This window comes from Microbulbifer regidiadema (SeqCode) (assembly GCF_052467605.1).
Window position 1 is genome coordinate 2,181,375 of the sequence record NZ_CP174316.1, and the last position, 17,003, is coordinate 2,198,377.

At 58.2% G+C, this 17,003-nt stretch carries 17 protein-coding genes; 1 reads left to right on the forward strand and 16 read right to left on the reverse strand.

The features are described 5' to 3' along the window. Positions 1 to 32: 32 nt before the first annotated feature. The 10 genes from ndk to trmJ all read right to left on the reverse strand — a co-directional run bounded on the left by ndk (position 33) and on the right by trmJ (position 7,439). Positions 33 to 461, reverse strand: coding sequence for a nucleoside-diphosphate kinase (gene ndk / locus ACJJIF_RS10260; RefSeq protein WP_108731991.1), 429 nt, complete (start codon positions 459 to 461; stop codon positions 33 to 35). 291 nt (positions 462 to 752) lie between these two features. Beyond that, a complete protein-coding gene (iscX, locus tag ACJJIF_RS10265; RefSeq protein ID WP_444932122.1) occupies positions 753 to 947 on the reverse strand; it encodes a Fe-S cluster assembly protein IscX in 195 nt (64 codons plus the stop codon). A 24-nt stretch (positions 948 to 971) separates the two neighbouring features. Beyond that, on the reverse strand, positions 972 to 1,310 hold the full coding sequence (gene fdx, locus ACJJIF_RS10270) for an ISC system 2Fe-2S type ferredoxin (RefSeq protein WP_108731989.1): 339 nt from the start codon (positions 1,308 to 1,310) through the stop codon (positions 972 to 974). A gap of 90 nt (positions 1,311 to 1,400) precedes the next feature. Continuing rightward, positions 1,401 to 3,272, reverse strand: coding sequence for a Fe-S protein assembly chaperone HscA (gene hscA / locus ACJJIF_RS10275; protein WP_444932123.1), 1,872 nt, complete (start codon positions 3,270 to 3,272; stop codon positions 1,401 to 1,403). 35 nt (positions 3,273 to 3,307) lie between these two features. Beyond that, positions 3,308 to 3,835 carry a co-chaperone HscB gene (gene hscB / locus ACJJIF_RS10280; RefSeq protein WP_444932124.1) on the reverse strand — a complete coding sequence of 176 codons (528 nt, stop codon included), beginning with the start codon at positions 3,833 to 3,835 and terminating at the stop codon, positions 3,308 to 3,310. Positions 3,836 to 3,978: 143 nt separating this feature from the next. Next, the gene (iscA, locus tag ACJJIF_RS10285; RefSeq protein ID WP_444932125.1) at positions 3,979 to 4,302 is read right to left on the reverse strand and encodes an iron-sulfur cluster assembly protein IscA; all 324 of its coding nucleotides are present in this window, start codon (positions 4,300 to 4,302) and stop codon (positions 3,979 to 3,981) included. Positions 4,303 to 4,334: 32 nt separating this feature from the next. Further along, the gene (gene iscU, locus ACJJIF_RS10290; protein WP_444932126.1) at positions 4,335 to 4,757 is read right to left on the reverse strand and encodes a Fe-S cluster assembly scaffold IscU; all 423 of its coding nucleotides are present in this window, start codon (positions 4,755 to 4,757) and stop codon (positions 4,335 to 4,337) included. Between the two features lie 27 nt (positions 4,758 to 4,784). Then, complete coding sequence (locus ACJJIF_RS10295; protein ID WP_444932338.1) at positions 4,785 to 5,999, reverse strand: IscS subfamily cysteine desulfurase; 1,215 nt, start codon at positions 5,997 to 5,999, stop codon at positions 4,785 to 4,787. 66 nt (positions 6,000 to 6,065) lie between these two features. Continuing rightward, complete coding sequence (gene iscR, locus ACJJIF_RS10300; RefSeq protein ID WP_444932127.1) at positions 6,066 to 6,542, reverse strand: Fe-S cluster assembly transcriptional regulator IscR; 477 nt, start codon at positions 6,540 to 6,542, stop codon at positions 6,066 to 6,068. 105 nt (positions 6,543 to 6,647) lie between these two features. Further along, positions 6,648 to 7,439: a tRNA (cytosine(32)/uridine(32)-2'-O)-methyltransferase TrmJ gene (trmJ, locus tag ACJJIF_RS10305; RefSeq protein ID WP_444932128.1), complete on the reverse strand. Its 792-nt coding sequence runs from the start codon at positions 7,437 to 7,439 to the stop codon at positions 6,648 to 6,650. Between the two features lie 135 nt (positions 7,440 to 7,574). On the opposite strand from trmJ, the gene ACJJIF_RS10310 reads away from it, so the two are divergent. Next, entirely contained in the window at positions 7,575 to 8,378 is an 804-nt protein-coding gene (locus tag ACJJIF_RS10310) for an inositol monophosphatase family protein (RefSeq protein WP_444932129.1), read from the forward strand. A 53-nt stretch (positions 8,379 to 8,431) separates the two neighbouring features. On the opposite strand, the gene ACJJIF_RS10315 is transcribed toward ACJJIF_RS10310, so the two are convergent. The 6 genes from ACJJIF_RS10315 to dinG form a co-directional block, all read right to left on the reverse strand. Further along, positions 8,432 to 10,420 (reverse strand): ATP-binding protein, encoded by a 1,989-nt coding sequence (locus ACJJIF_RS10315; protein WP_444932130.1) that lies wholly within the window; start codon positions 10,418 to 10,420, stop codon positions 8,432 to 8,434. Between the two features lie 506 nt (positions 10,421 to 10,926). Further along, a complete protein-coding gene (locus ACJJIF_RS10320) occupies positions 10,927 to 11,922 on the reverse strand; it encodes an alpha-L-glutamate ligase-like protein (protein WP_444932131.1) in 996 nt (331 codons plus the stop codon). Between the two features lie 8 nt (positions 11,923 to 11,930). After that, positions 11,931 to 13,463, reverse strand: coding sequence for an inactive transglutaminase family protein (locus ACJJIF_RS10325; RefSeq protein WP_444932132.1), 1,533 nt, complete (start codon positions 13,461 to 13,463; stop codon positions 11,931 to 11,933). Between the two features lie 54 nt (positions 13,464 to 13,517). Continuing rightward, a complete protein-coding gene (locus tag ACJJIF_RS10330) occupies positions 13,518 to 14,201 on the reverse strand; it encodes an ATP-dependent zinc protease family protein (RefSeq protein WP_444932133.1) in 684 nt (227 codons plus the stop codon). A gap of 232 nt (positions 14,202 to 14,433) precedes the next feature. Further along, positions 14,434 to 14,757, reverse strand: a complete 324-nt coding sequence (locus ACJJIF_RS10335) for a YqcC family protein (protein ID WP_444932134.1) — start codon at positions 14,755 to 14,757, stop codon at positions 14,434 to 14,436. 91 nt (positions 14,758 to 14,848) lie between these two features. Beyond that, entirely contained in the window at positions 14,849 to 16,984 is a 2,136-nt protein-coding gene (gene dinG / locus ACJJIF_RS10340; protein ID WP_444932135.1) for an ATP-dependent DNA helicase DinG, read from the reverse strand. Positions 16,985 to 17,003: the final 19 nt, after the last annotated feature.

The window sequence follows — 17,003 nt, forward strand, 5'->3', positions numbered from 1 at the left end:
TCCGGACAGACCGGTGCGATTTGAGTCGCGAATTAAGCGCGCGCGCAGATTTCGTCGTCAGCGAAGAAGTAGCTTACTTCGCGGGCAGCGGACTCTGCGGAGTCGGAACCGTGTACAGCGTTGGCGTCGATGCTGTCAGCGAAGTCAGCACGGATGGTGCCAGCAGCCGCTTCTTTCGGGTTGGTAGCACCCATCAGGTCGCGGTTTGCCAGGATAGCGTTCTCGCCTTCCAGAACCTGTACTACAACCGGACCGGAAGTCATGAAGTCAACCAGGTCTTTGAAGAAAGGACGCTCTTTGTGCTCAGCGTAGAAACCTTCAGCTTTTTCGCGGGACAGTTGAACCATCTTCATGGCAACAATGCTCAGGCCAGCTTTCTCAAAACGGCTCTCGATTTCACCGATTACATTCTTGGCTACTGCGTCCGGTTTGATGATAGAAAGGGTACGCTCCAGGGCCATGGTTATCTCCAAATTGATTTTTTGTAACTTAACTTAGGAACCTCTAAACAACTCTTTAAGTCCCGCAGGGCGGGCCTTAAAGGCTCGCAGAGGTGTTGCGGGATTGTTGCGGAGTTGTTCAGAGGCTCCCTACATAAAGAAAGAGCAACCTACTCAGTTGCTCTTCCCTGATATTCCTTTCATACCCACCGGGGGTACTCAATTTTTGATCACCGCATTTCGCGGCCGGCGGATTATACGAGGTATTGATCGACTTTTGTACTCTCTTGCCAATACTGCCCCCGAGACCCGCTACTCCTGCTCTTCGATCCAGGCGGCCTGGATCGCTTCAAGGATTTTCTCGCCACAGCGATCGGGGGCGTCATCGAATCCGGGCAGTGCCATCACCCAGTTGCGCAGATCGACGAAGTTGACCGTCAGCGGGTCCACATCCTCGTGAGCTTCGCTCAACTCTATGGCAATATCGTGAATATCAGTCCACTTCATGATTCGGCTTCCTCAGCGTGCAGATCAGTGCTTTTCCGACACCTGATTAATGGTGTACTTGGGGATCTCGACCACCAGGTCTTCATCCTCGACAATCGCCTGGCAGGACAGGCGGGACTCGGGCTCCAGGCCCCAGGCTTTATCCAGCAGATCCTCTTCAAGCTCGTCCGGCTCTTCCAGGGAGTCGAAACCCTCGCGCACAATGACGTGGCAGGTGGTGCAGGCACAGGCCTTTTCACAGGCGTGCTCTATCTCGATATCGTTGGCCAGGGCCGCATCGATCACGCTAACACCGCTCTCTGCTTCCACCACTTTGCCCTCGGGGCACATTTCCGGATGGGGTAAAAATACTATCTTCGGCATGGGGTACTGAACCTCTGTGGTCTCAATCCGACGGGGAGAAAGTAACGACTCCCCGGCCGCCGGCAGCGCAGAGTCTGCGCCTGGTCATGGTTATTTATCAAATTCGTCCAAGCTGTGCCCCTGCATAGCGCGCTTGATGGAGGCATCCATGCGCTTGGCAGCAAAGGGCTCAGACAACTTATTTAAGGCTTCGATACGTCGACGAACTTCCTCTGCATCACCGCCGTTATGGGCCAGGCGCAAAGCTTCCATCGCGTGCTCAAGCTCATTCAACTCACCTTCATCCAGCAGCTGGGCGCCGTTCTCACGCAGGGCCACCAGCATACTTTCCAGGGTTCTCTCCGCCTCTACCTGGGCCTCGCGCAAAGCGCGCAGGGCGATATCCTCGGCAGCGTGGGTATAGGATTCCTGCAACATACGTGCAATATCCTTGTCCTCCAGGCCGTAGGAGGGTTTAACCGTAATATCGGCGCTGACACCACTGCTCTTTTCCATCGCGGTCACCGACAGCAGGCCATCGGCATCTACCTGGAAGGTCACGCGAATATGGGCGGCACCGGCCACCATCGGCGGTATGCCGCGCAATTCAAAGCGCGCCAGTGAGCGGCAGTCACTTACCAGTTCCCGCTCACCCTGCACGACATGGATCGCCATGGCAGTCTGGCCATCTTTAAACGTAGTGAACTCCTGGGCTTTGGACACGGGAATGGTGGTGTTGCGATCGATCAGTTTTTCCGCGAGGCCACCCATGGTTTCAATCCCGAGGGACAGGGGAATAACATCCAACAGCAACAACTCTTCGCTGGACTTATTGCCCACCAGCACATCGGCCTGAATCGCCGCACCGATTGCCACTACTTGATCGGGGTCAATTTCCGCATGGGGGGCGCGGCCAAAATAGTCTTCGACCCGCTGGCGCACTCGCAGGGTGCGGGTGGAGCCGCCCACCAACACCACTTCCTGCACCTCATCGGCACCGATAGCGGCATCGCGCAGGGCGCGCTTACAGGCGCGCAGGGTTTTATCGATCAGGGGGTCCAGCAGTGAAGCCATAGTGTCGCGATCGAGCACACCGGACCAGTCGCCGTATTGCACTTCGGCCTGCTCGACACTGGACAGGGCTTCTTTCGCAGCACAGGCGCGGTCTAACAGAACTCGCTGGGTCGCGGCGTCGAGATCGGTACCCAATCCCACCTGCTCGGCGATCCAGGCGGCGATAGTGCGATCGAAATCGTCGCCACCGAGAGCGGTATCACCGCCGGTAGACATGACTTCAAACACACCCCGGGACAGACGCAGAATAGAGATATCGAAAGTGCCGCCACCGAGGTCATAGACCGCGATCACACCCTCTTCGCCTTTATCCAGGCCGTAGGCAACAGCCGCCGCAGTGGGCTCGTTGAGCAGGCGCAGGACTTTCAGGCCCGCCAGCTGGGCGGCATCTTTGGTGGCTTGGCGCTGGGCATCATCGAAGTAGGCCGGCACGGTGATTACGGCACCATCCAGCTCACCACCCGCTTTGCCGTAGAGCGCTTCGCGGCCGCGCGCGGCCAGCTTTTTCAGGATTTCCGCCGATACCTGTACCGGGTTTACCGCTCCGGCTGCAGTCTCAATCGACGGCATACCGCCACTGCTTTCCGCCAGGCGATAGGGCAACTGCTCGCCAAAACTCTTAATATCCGCAACACCGCGCCCCATCAGGCGCTTGATAGAAATCATGGTGTTGTAGGGATCTTCGGCGGCGCGGGCGCGGGCTTCGGCACCCACAGTAATCGCCTCGACCCCGTAGTGCACCGCTGAGGGCAGGATCACGTCCCCGCGCTCATCGGCAATGGCCTCTGCCGATCCACTGCGCACAGTTGCCACCAGGGAGTTAGTGGTCCCCAAGTCGATACCCACCGCATGTTTGCGCTGGTGGGGAGCTGGGCTCTGGCCCGGTTCAGAAATCTGCAGTAATGCCATTCGTTATCTCTTCTTTAGTCGGGGCGCGATAGCAGCTAGTCGTTGAAAAGGTCTTCTTCCAGCTCGTCAATTTGCTTGTCGAGCTTGGCCAGAAACTGGAGCTTGCGCAGGGCGTCCTCTGCCGCACCCAGATCACCCTCGCCGTAGGCCTCGGTAAAGCGCTGCTCTGCACTGGCAATCAGCGCCCGTGTCTCGGCATTGAGTTCATCCAGCGCAGCCTCTGGGTCGGGCTGCTCCCGCACTTCTTCCAGGCGCTCGCGCAACAGCATCTGCTGCATCAGGAATTCGGTATCTTTGCTGGTCTGCTCGGATGGCACATCTACCCCCGCCAGCTTGAGCAAATAGGCGGCGCGCTGTACCGGGTCGCGCAAAACCGTGTGCGCTTCATTGATCTGCGCGGCCATTTTGATAGCCAGTAATTGCTCGCCCTCGGAGTGGGACGCGTATTTATCCGGGTGGAATTCCCGCTGCAACTCCCGGTAGCGGGTTGCCAGGGCACTGCGATCGACTGCAAATGCGGGTTGCAGACCAAAAACTTCGAAGTGGTTTAGGTTGGTTGCCATCTGAATTTACCTACTGGGACACAGCTGCGACGGGGGCGTTGCCGCTGAGCGCCGCTGGGCCCTTACAGCGAGGGGTACTGCCCGAGGAGCCAATAAAAAGGCCGGTATGCGCAGCGCACCCGGCCTTGTGGGGCGAGAGCCAATCAGACGTGAAAGCTCTCGCCGCAGCCACACTCATTTTTTACGTTGGGATTTGAGAAGGTAAAGCCCTCGTTTAGACCTTCCTTGACAAAGTCCAGCTGGGTGCCGTCGAGGTAAACCAGACTCTTGGGGTCCACCACTAACTTAACGCCGTTTTGCTCAAATACCGTATCTTCGGCTTCGAACGAATCGACAAACTCCAGCACGTAGGCGAGACCGGAACAGCCGGCGGTTTTGACACCGACACGAATGCCGATTCCCTTGCCTCGCTTGGCCAATTGACCTTGAATGTGGGCCTCAGCGGCCTCGCTCATGCTAATAGCCAAAACAACACCTTCGCTATGTTTGGGCGGGAAGTTTAACCCGCCGTAGATTCCTTGGCCTCTACAGCGTCAGCGGACTCACCGCGCTTTTCGCGGATATCGCGCACTGCGGCTTTAATCGCATCTTCGGCGAGCACCGAGCAGTGGATTTTTACCGGCGGCAGCGCCAGCTCCTCTGCAATAGCGGTGTTCTTGATTTGCTCCGCCTCGTCGATGGTCTTGCCTTTTACCCACTCGGTCAGGAGGGAGCTGGAGGCAATGGCAGAGCCACAGCCGTAGGTTTTGAACTTGGCGTCTTCGATAACACCTTCGTTACTGACCTGAATCTGCAGGCGCATCACGTCACCACAGGCGGGTGCACCCACCATGCCGGTGCCAACATTGTCCGCCTTGTCGTCCATACGTCCGACATTGCGGGGGTGTTCGTAGTGGTCAATTACTTTATCGCTATAGGCCATGACTTTTCTCCTAACTCTTGCGCGCGCTTAGTGAGCGGCCCATTCAATCTTGTTCAGGTCTACGCCGTCTTTGTACATATCCCAAAGCGGTGACAGTTCACGCAGTTTTTCCACGGCTTTGCGCACTTCTGCTGCGGCGGTATCTACATCGCTCTCGCTGGTAAAGCGACCGAAGCTAAAGCGCAGTGAGCTGTGTGCCAGCTCGTCGTTAACCCCCAGGGCGCGCAGCACGTAGCTGGGCTCCAGGCTCGCAGAGGTACAGGCGGAACCGGAGGAAATCGCCAGATCGCGCAGGGACATGATCAGGCTCTCGCCTTCAACAAAGGCAAAGCTCACGTTCAGGTTGCCCGGAATTCGCTTCTCGGCGGAACCGTTGATATGGACTTCTTCCATATCTTTGATCTGGTCCCAGAAACGGTCGCGCAGTGAGCGCAGGCGCTCGGCTTCCTGAGCCATTTCCTCTTTGGCGATACCGAAGGCTTCGCCCATACCGACGATCTGGTGAGTCGGCAGGGTGCCGGAGCGCATGCCGCGCTCGTGGCCGCCACCGTGCATCTGGGCTTCCAGGCGCACGCGGGGCTTGCGGCGCACATAGAGGGCACCGATACCTTTGGGGCCGTAAATCTTGTGGCCGGAGAAGGACATCAGGTCGACTTTCATCTCCTGAAGATCGATCGGCAACTTGCCGGCGCTCTGAGCCGCGTCTACGTGGAAAATTACTTTGCGCGAGCGACACAGCTCGCCGATCGCAGCGATATCGTTGATCACCCCGATTTCGTTGTTCACATGCATCAGGCTCACCAGGATGGTGTCCTCGCGCATGGCTTCCTCAACCTGCTCCGGGTAGACGATGCCGTCTTCGCGGGGGTTCAGGTAGGTCACCTCAAAGCCCTCGCGCTCCAGCTGGCGGCAGGTATCTAAAACCGCTTTGTGCTCAATTTTGGAGGTAATGATGTGCTTGCCGCGACCCTGATAGAAATGGGCCGCGCCCTTGATTCCCAGGTTGTCGGACTCGGTGGCACCGCTGGTCCAGACAATTTCGCGCGGATCGGCGTTGATCAATTCCGCCACTTGGCGACGGGCATTTTCCACCGCTTCTTCCGCTTTCCAGCCAAACAGGTGGGAGCGGGAAGCCGGGTTACCGAAATTGCCTTCCATCGTCAGCTGCTCTGCCATTTTTTTAGCGACGCGGGGGTCAACCGGACAGGTAGCCGAATAGTCCAGATAGATGGGAAGCTTCATAGTCATACCGTTTCCGCTTAATAAATCTCTAATATCTGTCTGCTGGCCCGCTTTCCCGGGCCCCAATCACAGGCCGCCGAGTACGGCGACCCTCTCTTCCGGCGCCTCGCGCATATCTTGTCGGCGCGCAACTTCCTGCACCTCAGCCCGGGAAACCAGGTTGGCCAGGCTGATACTGCTGAGGAAGCTATGAATCTGATCGCTCAAATCTGACCAGAGGTAGTGGGTCAGACACTGTTCGCCGTTGGCGCAATCCGCATTGCCGCCGCAGCTGGTGGCGTCTACAGATTCATTGACCGCATCAATGATCTGCGCCACATAAATTTCTTCACCGTCCCGCGCCAGGCGGTAACCGCCGCCGGGGCCGCGCACACTGGACACCAGCCCAGAATGACGCAGCCGGGAGAACAACTGTTCCAGATAGGACAGCGATATACCCTGGCGCTTGGATATGTCCGCCAGGCTGATCGGTCCACGATCAGCATGTAACGCCAAGTCCAGCATGGCAGTCACCGCATAGCGACCTTTGGTTGTCAAACGCATATCAGCTCCCAACTGATGTACAGCCCTTTCCGATCGGGGCGCGAGTATGGAATAACCCACTACTGTAGTCAAGTATATAACCTAGCGGGGTAGTCGGGTACTCAGCTAGTCGGGACGCCCTTTACCACCAGAGCGGTGAATGTAGTTCTGGATCGAGGTCAACATACCGCGCAGGATACCCAGCTCCATATCGTCGGGGCGCACGCGACTGTACAGGCGACGCAAGCGGGTCATAGTCTGGCGGGGATTATCCGGATCGATAAAGCCCAGCTCGCCCAGCGCCTGCTGCAAGTGGTCAAAGTACAGCTCCATATCGCCGGCCTTGGCCGGTGGTCGGTCCCAGTCGGTGTAATTCACCGGTTCGCCTTTTTCCGCTTCCAGCGCCGCCATACGCACTTCGTAGGCGAGCACCTGCACCGCCGTAGCCAGGTTCAGGGAGCTGTACTCCGGGTTGGCCGGGATATGTACGTGGTAGTTGCAGGCCTGCAACTCCTCATTGGTAAGACCTCGGTCCTCGCGGCCAAATACCAGCGCGACCGGGTGCGATACCGCTTCGGCCACTGCGCGCTCACCGCACTGGCGCGGGGTCAGCAGGGGCCAGGGGATACGGCGCTCGCGGGCGCTGGTGGCCACGACAAGACCGCAGTCGGCCACCGCCTCTTCCAGGGTATCCACCACAACGGCGCTGTCGAGCAGCTCCGCCGCCCCCGCTGCACGCCAAACGGCGTTGGCTGCGGGAAACTCTCGGGGCGCGACCAGATACAGCTGACTCAGGCCCATATTCTTGAGCGCGCGCGCCGCACCACCAATGTTTCCGGGGTGTGCGCTGTTAACCAAAACCACGCGCACATTGTCGAGCGCGGCGAGGGGAGTCGTGTCTAAAGGGGACTTGGCCATACTGAAAGTTATAATTCGGTGTCATGGGGGCGCGCGAGTGTAGCAAAAACCAATCGGAATCCCTACAATCGCGTCCGTCGCAGTTAACCTGCGGTCTGCTTTTTAACCCCTTTAACCACTTAGTGCGGAATAGTTATGGAACCCATGCTAAATATTGCCCTGCGCGCGGCGCGCAAGGCCGGAGAATTGATCGAACGGGCCTGGGAGCGCGGCGACCTGATGAAATTTGAAGAAAAGGCGCGCAACGATTTCGTTACCGAAGTGGATAAGGCCAGCGAACAGGAGATTATCTATCACCTGCGCAAGGCCTACCCCAAGCACAGCATCCGCGCTGAAGAGAGCGGCCTGCAAGAGGGCGCCGAGCCCGATTACGAGTGGATTATCGACCCCCTCGACGGCACCACCAACTTTATCCACGGTGTGCCCCAGTTCGCCGTGTCTATCGCCTGTCGCTATCGCGGCCGCATCGAGCACGCAGTTGTGCTGGACCCGATTAAACGCGAAGAATTTACCGCGAGCCGCGGCCGCGGAGCCGCTCTGAACGGCCGCCGCATCCGCGTTTCCCCCCGCCAGGGTATGCGCGGCGCTCTGATCGGTACCGGCATTCCTTTCAACGGCCTGCCGCTGGATAACATCGATGCCTACCTGGCCGCCTTGAAAGATATCGCCGGACAAACTGCGGGAATCCGCCGCCCCGGCGCTGCGGCACTGGATCTGGCCTACGTGGCTGCCGGTCGCTTCGACGGCTTCTGGGAAATGTACCTGAACACCTGGGATATCGCTGCGGGCTCACTGCTGGTTAAAGAAGCCGGCGGCCTGATCAGCGACTTCCGCGGCGGTGAAGACTACCTAGACTCCGGCCACCTGGTCTGCGCCACCCCCAAAGTATTTAAGCCCCTGGTGCAAATCGTGGGCAAACATATGGGTCACATTCGCTAAGACCTGAGCGGCACCCCGGCAATTCACTCCGGGGTGCTCTTGGCAAGCCCCGCTCAACGCCCCGTCAGGCACTCCACCAAAACCCGCGCAAGTTGAGGCAGGTCAAACCTATCCGGCAAGGCGGTTTTCACCCCCGCAGCCCCCTCCTCGCCAATAACCACTAAATGGATTTCCCCTGCCACTCGATCCTGCTGGAGGATCTTCACCAAGTCTCCCACCGACATCCCCGGCAGCGCAGTGTGAAACAGCACCATATCCGGCATCTGGGTGCGCACCATAAATATGGCTTCGACAACATCCGCAGCCACAGAAAGCTGCACCTGCGGCGATCCCTGCAACAGCTTCTCCACCCGAGCCACCTCTTCCGGGCGGCTATCCACTAACAACAAATGGCAGTCCGGTAACTTTGACGGCGTGTCTGCGGCACCCGCAAAAGACAGGTAGGACTCCGCCGTATCAATCATGGGGAACTCCACCCAAAATACCGAGCCCTGCCCCTCCTGACTGTCAAAATCGATCCGCCCACCCATCGCTTCCGCCAGGCGCTTGGCAATGGCGAGGCCAACACCGGTGCCCTCGATATAGCCCTTCTCCTCCCCCAGGCGATTAAAAGGCTCAAAGACCTCCTTGCGCTTCTCCGGCGCAATCCCCTTGCCGGTATCCAAAATATTCAGTCTCAACCAACCATCGGCCTGGGGGGTAAAATTCATGATGACGCGGCCATTTTCGCGGTTGTATTTCACCGCATTGCCCGCCAGGTTCAATACGACCTGCTTATAGCGCACCGGATCGGCACAAATATAGGCGGACTCCCAACCGAGGGGCTCAAAAACCAAACTGATGCGGCGGGTTTCCGCCAGGGGCTCCAACAGGCGCTTACACTCGGCAACCAGCTCGGCTGGCCGAATTAGCTCCATCGACGGGCCCAAACGCCGGCTGTCGATACGGGCCAACTCCAGCACATCGCCAACCAGGTGCAGCAAGTGCTGCCCGGCGCGTCGAATCTCTGCCAGGCGCTGACGCTGACCCGTATCGAGACTCTGGTCCAGCTCGACGATTTGGCTGTACCCCAGAATTGCATTGAGCGGTGTGCGCAATTCGTGGCTCAAACTGAACAGCAAATCGGCCCGATGTGCATTCTCCTCTCGCTGTAGCTCCAGCTCCCGCTCCATTTGCGCAAGCCTCTCGCGGCTGCGACTCACATCCTGCAAGACCCCCAGCACTCGTACGGGCTGACCGCGACTATCCAATTGGGCTTTACCGCGACAGCGAACCCAGACCACACTGCTGTCCGAACGCCAGATGCGAAACTCCACATCCAGGGGCATCCCCTCGCGCACGTGGTCGCGCATGGCCTGCTCAACCCGGGGAAAGTCCTCCACTAAAATACGGGCCTTCCACTGCTCCGCCGCCGAGATGCCAATACTGCGGATCGGGCTCACTTCGTAACCGAGAATGCCCCAGCAGGCATCGTCCAATACCATCTCATCCGCGCGCAAATCCCATTCCCACAAACCATCCCCGACCCCGGACAGTGTTTGCAGAGGGCGCTCACCAGGCAGGTGGGATAAGTAGCGCTGGGCCACAATTTCACTGAAGTCAGTACAGCCGCCTAGCGCGACAACGCCGCCGTTATCTGCGGGGAATACACGCCCCCACAGTCGCAACCAGCGCAACTGGCCGACACTATCGTAAGCTCGGAAAATGGTTTCGAAATGCCCGCCTTTTTTTTCGAGGCGGTGCCGCACAGTGACAATTCGATCGCGCTCATCGGAGTGTACCGAGCGCAGCTCATCGCCAGTCCACAGGGCGCTTAAAGCCTGTTCAGCCGTTTCCGCAAACAAAAACCAGACTTCCCCCTGGGCTCGCTGAACACCGCTATCCGGGTGCCACTCCCACAAACCGCAATCTGCCCCCGACAGCAATCCCTGCAAATAATCCGCGTGGCGAGCCAGGCCCGGCGCCTCTAGAGAAGGGAGCTCGTCTTTGGTGGCCAGCTGGAAAACTGCACTGGATAGATCGGGAATTAGTAACTCAGACACACAGGGCTCATCTTTGGACTTTGCGTATTATTTACCTGGCTCATGCATCCTTGTCATGAAAGAGAGCCTCGCCCCCACAGCTCCCAAACCCAGGAGTACCACAGGAGACCCTAAACTAAAGCATTATGAGCGTTGCGCAAAGTGCGGGCAAAAAAAGACCCCGCAAGGCGGGGCCGTAATCAGCGATGATGAGAGAAAACGGGAAGTCACTCAGTGTTAATGATTTGCCATAACCCCAAGCACCCCCCCGAAATGCAGGGCCTTTGCCCCACACATATACTAATGCAACCGCTATGCCAACTTTTGCAGTGGCATTTTCTATTGCCTTTCCCTTTATATCTAAGGATTTTGATAAAAGTACGAACCATAGCGAACCGCAATATCGATCAGATGCACCAAAACGATGCATCCACACTGGATACTGCTGTACTGAGAGGAAACTGGGACCAGGGCTGACTTAAAAAGAGGTGCCCGCGCCAACTATTTTGGCTAAACCCTAGGGCCCATTAACTTGCGGCAAATTTGCGCATGGAAAAGGCCACGCGCTCATCGACATTTTTCTGAAACATCTCTTCGTCGAAGCGCTCGATAAACCCCAGCCGCTTGCGCAACCCGACGCCATTAGCAATCTGAATTGCCAGCCCCGGGCGCGCGTTGGCCTCCAGCAAAAGGGGGCCGCGCTCGCGATCCAGGACAATATCGCAGCCCAGATAACCCAGTCCGGTCATCTCGTAGCAACTGGCCGCCAGGCGCACCAGTTCATACCACCCGGGAACCTTTAACGCATCAAAGGGCACCTCGGTATCCGGATGCCGATCGACTCTGAGACCGCGCATTACCGCGTGACAGCTCTTGCCCGTGGCCAGATCAATACCCACCCCCACAGCGCCCTGGTGCAAGTTGGCCTTGCCGTCTGAGGCGTGCGTGGAACAGCGTAACATCGCCATTACCGGATAACCGCGAAATACGATAACCCGCACATCCGGCACCCCTTCAACGGAGTAGCGATCGAAGACCGGATCAAAGTCTACCAGCGCCTCAACCATAACCCGGTCCGGTTTGCCGCCGAGACTGTAGAGGCCGCTGTGGATATTGCTCACGTGGCGCAAAATATCCAGTGCATCAATTTCAGCCCCGGATATTTTTTTATACTTATCCCCGTTGCGGCCGGCAATCACCAGGATACCCTTGCCACCGGAACCCCGCGCCGGCTTGATCACGAACTGCCACAGGGGCTCAATCACTTCCATAACGCGCCTGCGGCTCGCCGGGCTCTCAAAGGCCTCGATCAATTCGGGCACGGGAATAGCCGCTTTTTTGGCCGCGCGCTTGGTGTTGAGCTTGTCATCGACGATGGGGAATTTTTTGCGGTCGTTGTAGCGCGCAATATAGTCGATATTGCGCGCATTCATTCCCAGCACCCCCATACGGCGCAGGGTTAGCGGCGAAACAATGCCGCCGCGCACTTTATTAAAAATATGTTTAAGCGAAAATTGCAGCATGGTGTCCCCTAGCGAACCAGGGGGCGGAAGCGCATCAGCTCACTGAGCCGATAGCCGGTGTAGTTACCCACCACCAAAATAAAGGCCAGTAACACCAACAGTAACTCGGGGAAATTAAACGTCCAGTGCTCGATATAGTGGTTGGTCATCACCCACCAAGCCAGTATCGCCACCAGTAAACTGCCCCCGGACTGGACAATCACCTCATAGGGGCCATCCTCCTCCCACACGATCGACATGCGCTCGATCGTCCAGGCGAGGATAATCATCGGGAAGAAGGTTACCGTGAGCGCCTGCTCAATACCCAGCTTATAGCTGACCACACTGATTGCCCCCATCAGTAGCACCACCGTCACCACAACGGCGGCAATCCTCGACACCAAGAGCAAATTGAGCCGGCTGAGATAAAACCTCACCCAGAGGCCCAACGTTAAAATCAGAGTAAAAATAGCCAGGCCGGTAATCAGCTGGGTCTCGATAAAGGCGATCGCCAACAGTACCGGCATAAAGGTACCGGAAGTGCGCAGGCCCACAAAAACCCGCAACAATACCACCACCAGGGCTCCCACCGGCACCAGCAAAATCAGCTTAAAAATACTTTGCTGTTCGATCGGCAAACTGTAAATCGAGAAATCCACCAGCGCATCTTTCTCGTCTTTAGGGCTGCGTATGGAGACGTCGCGGGCGGGGACATCATTGGCAATCACCGAAAAAGTCACCTGGGAATTGCGTCCGCCCTCAAGGTCCAGCAAGCTCTTGCCGCCGCGCTGCCAGATAAAGAAGTTTTCCGGCACGCCGGGCTGACCACTATTGGGCTCGAAAACGATCCAGTGTTTGCCGTCGTACACCTCGAGCAGGTCCTCCGGTGACAGGCGGCGGCGATCGTCCTCCAGATAGAGCCCGCGAATACGGTGCGCGGGAATATCCGCCGTCGCCAACACAAGCAAAGCGACATCGACGAAAGAGCGATCGGCGTAATAGCGGAAAACCAGGTTGCGATCCTGGTTTTCCTCATCATTCAATTCGAACAGCAGCTGGGTCGTCAGGGATTCGACATCGGACGAGCGCTCGCGGGCCTGCTCCACCAGGGAGTAAATCGCCAGGCGCACCGCCTCCTGCTCCCGCGCACCGAGAAACGGCTTCTGTATCTCGGTGCTCAGGTCCAAGGGCTGCGCCAGCGCAGCACCGCGTCTCTGGTAAACGTCCAGTTGATAAAAGAGAGATTGGGGGCCCTGAGCCGCGCGCCGCGACCAAATTGCCCGGTATGTATCGTCCTCACGGGCGATATAGAAACCAAATCCGGAGGAGCTGAAGGTCTCCCCCAGTATTTCCATATTGCGCTGTTCGCGCGGGAGAGTCAGCGCGGCCTTTACCGGGCCGCCATCGGCATTGAAGCCCACTTTGGCCTCAATGGTCCACACCGTGCGATATTCCCCCGGCAGTAGCGGAAAGCCCAACTCGAGATTTTTATAAACGGTCAGGCCTGCTCCCAGCAGTGCGAGTAATGCCGCAATTACATAAACTTGGACACGCGGCGACATTCGCCATTCCCCATAAATCTGAGGTTCCGATCAGAACCCAATTGGATAACTGGCCTATTTGACCCCATCTATCTTGGGCAGGCCCTGAACATTGCGCCGGCTCACATCGACAACAGCGGCGTCTTTGAGGAAGTTGCGCCCCAGCAGCATCGGCAAATCAAAATCCCCCGCCTCTGCCAGGTTAACCTCGACCATATGGGTTGCCTGCCCGACGGTCAGATTGAGCTCCACCACCGGTCTGCGCTGGGACTCAAAACCGAGACGCTCAATGCGTACATGGCGGCTGATCGGCAGCTCTACCGAGACCGGCGCCTCCGCACCCGGCTGCGCTATCTGGAAGCGAATCCAATCTTTGCCATCCCGTTCAAAAGGCGTCAGCTTCCCGACTTGCAGTGTAGAGGTTGGCGAACCGGTATCGACCACAGATTCCAGAACCAGGCCAGGCGGCTCGATCGCCACTTTTTCTACGGCCCCCAAAACCAGCTTATCTCTGGCAACGGGCACTTCGACTATTTTTTCAACCCTTCGTTCGATAACCCGCTCGACAACCTTCACTTCCGGTTCCGCACAAATCACTTCCACCGGCTCCGGGCACTGCACAGCGGCTCGCGCCGGCTCTGCTACGGGTGCAACTTCCGCCGGTTGGGCGACCCGGTCGCGTCCCGGATACATCAGTGACTCGCAACCGGCGAGCACCGACAGTGTCAACATGAACCACAGAAGGGAAAATCTCTGCATACCGACCAATTACCTCAAGCCCCATTCGCCATGCCATTCGGACCGCGACAAACGCGCGGCGTTCGCTTATTCGACGGAGAAACTGGTCCCCACCTCAGGCAAAAGGTCGATATTAGCCCATGAGCGCAGCCACTGCACAGCGATGTCCGCCGAGTCGCCAGATTCGACACCAACAATGTGACAGGCCGCCCAGAGTGAAAAAGAATGCGGGCTCCCTGGGCCCGGGAGCAGGCTATCCCCGCTGCAAACGCTGGTCGATAGTTTCAAGAATCGCCAGCAGTGCTGCCGCATCCTCCCGCCCCTTGAAGAACTCCTCGGCAACCGGCGCGATACCACACTGACCCGGCAGGGGCATTTCACTCTCGATCAAGATCTGCATACGGGGCAGAAAGATAAATTGAAGCCACTGGGGCAAAGTCAGGGTATCCACACAAAACGGCTCGGTGCTGGCCAGGGCCTCTGCCGGCGGTGCGTTATCCTGCCACACCTGCAGGTTGCGCAGTTCGGACTCGAGAAACAGGAGCTGATCAGCAATTTCAGAGTAAATAGGTTGCATAAGTTATAAAACCTTCACGTTTATAGCCCCGATAATACGCAATAGCCCCTCGCTCGATCTGCGCAACAGCACAAATACGAGCAAAGAATCTCTAAATTTTTCGATTAAAAGGGGGCAGCGAGTTGAGTATTGCCTGACCATAGCGACGCGTGATCACCCGGCGGTCCAACAGGGTAACGGTGCCGCTATCCCCTTCAGCCCGCAGTAGACGCCCACAGGCCTGCACTAGCTTCACGGCCGCATCTGGCACTGTAATTTGCATAAACGGATTGCCGCCTTTGGCTTCAATCCACTCCGCCAGCGCCGCCTCAATCGGATCATCGGGCACCGCGAAGGGCAGCTTGGCAATAATGACGTGGCGGCAGTAGTCTCCCGGCAGGTCCAGGCCCTCGGCAAAGCTTGCCAGGCCAAACAGGACACTGCTGCCGCCACCATCGATGATCTCCCGGTGGCTGTCCAGCAAGTGCTGGCGGGACTGCTGTCCCTGCATCAGTATCCGTTTGCGCCAGGTACCGGGAAGGGCCTCGTAAACTGTCTCCATCTGGCGCCGCGAGGAAAACAGTACCAGGGCGCCGCCCTCGCCTTTGAGCAGATTGGGCAGCGCATCGATAATGGCGTCCGTATGCTGCTCGGCATTGCCCGCGTCCACCGCCTCCGGGGGTACCTGGAGTGTTGCGCGGGAGAAATCGAAAGGACTGGGTACCACCTGATAGCTGGCATTATCCGGTGTGCCCGCGCGCATTTTCAGGCGGTCAAATTTTCCCAGAGCGGTGAGTGTGGCGGAAGTGAGTACCGCCCCATAGCAGCGTTGCCACAGGCTGTACTCCAGGGTTTTGCCCGCCAGTATCGGCGAACTGCACACTTCGAAGTCGGTGGAGCCGCCCCAGTCCACCAGAGTGACCCAGCGGGCCTGGGGCAGTGCGCCGTCGGCATCGGCGCGGGCGTAGTTCGCCCACAGCAAAAGGTTGGCCTCGGCGCGCCCATACCAACTGCCCAACTGGGGATACCAGCGCTCCAGATCCGCCAGCGGCACCGGCGAATGGCCGTCCTCCATCAGGCGCTGGGCCGTCTGCAACATCTTGCCGAGCAGGCCTTCCAGCTCGTCAAAGTCTTCGCGCAACTTTTCCGCCAGCTGCGACATGGACTCGGGAACCACCCCATCCTCAAAGCGGTGGCGAATGGTATTACCCCGCTCATCCTCAAACTCACACAGCCCCTCAATCAGCGGCCACATCTGCTCCAAACCCTGCTTGGCAGAGGTGAGCACCGCCGGTAATTGCTCACCGCAGCGATCGAGCTCGGCGCCATCGCCAATCTCGCCCAGCATTTGCCCCAGGGCTTTATTGGCCTGGTCCAACCAGCCGGTAGAGGCGCCGACACGACTGTGGTGGGAGAAGTGATTGAGGGCCTTATCCGGCAGGTGGTGGGCCTCGTCGAGGACATAGATCGTCTCTTCCGGAGGGGGCAGGATCGCACCGCCTCCCAGGGCCAAATCCGCCAGCAGCAGGTCGTGGTTCGCCACGATCACCTGGGTTTTGCCCAGGCGCTCGCGCGCGCGGAAAAAGCTGCAATTGGTGACATGGGGACAGCGGCGGCCACTACACTGGCGGTGGTCGGTGGTCACCCGACTCCAATCCTCCGCCTCAATCGTATCCGGCCAGTTATCCCGATCACCGTCCCAGGTGCCCGATGTCAGGTCATCTGTCATTTTCTGGTAGAGGGCGACACTCTCCGCCGCCACCTGAGGCAACTCATCTTCGTAGAGGCCGAGGGTGAGGCCAGTGCCCGTGGCGGAAAAACTGGACAGCAGTTGATCCAGTTTGGACAGGCACAGGTAGCGACCGCGCCCCTTCGCCAGGGAAAAATCGAAGTTGAGCCCGCTGTGCCGGGCAACCTCCGGCAGATCCTTGTGGATAATTTGTTCCTGCAAGGCCACCGTAGCGGTGGAGATCACCAGAGTTTTATCTTGGGCTTGGGCCAGGGGAATAGTGGCGAGAAGATAGGCAACGGTTTTTCCAGTGCCGGTGCCCGCCTCAACCACACAGATATGCTCGCCATCGGTCTTGCCGATATCGCGCTCCCCACTACTATTTTGGGCGACAGAGCCCAGGGAGCGGGCGATGGCGGCCACCATCAGTTTCTGTCCATAGCGGGCTTTCAGGCCTCGGCCGGACAGGAATTGGCTGTAGGCGCCCTGTATGGCGCTTTTGTGTTTTTCGTTGAGCACGGGGAGTGAAATCTATTCG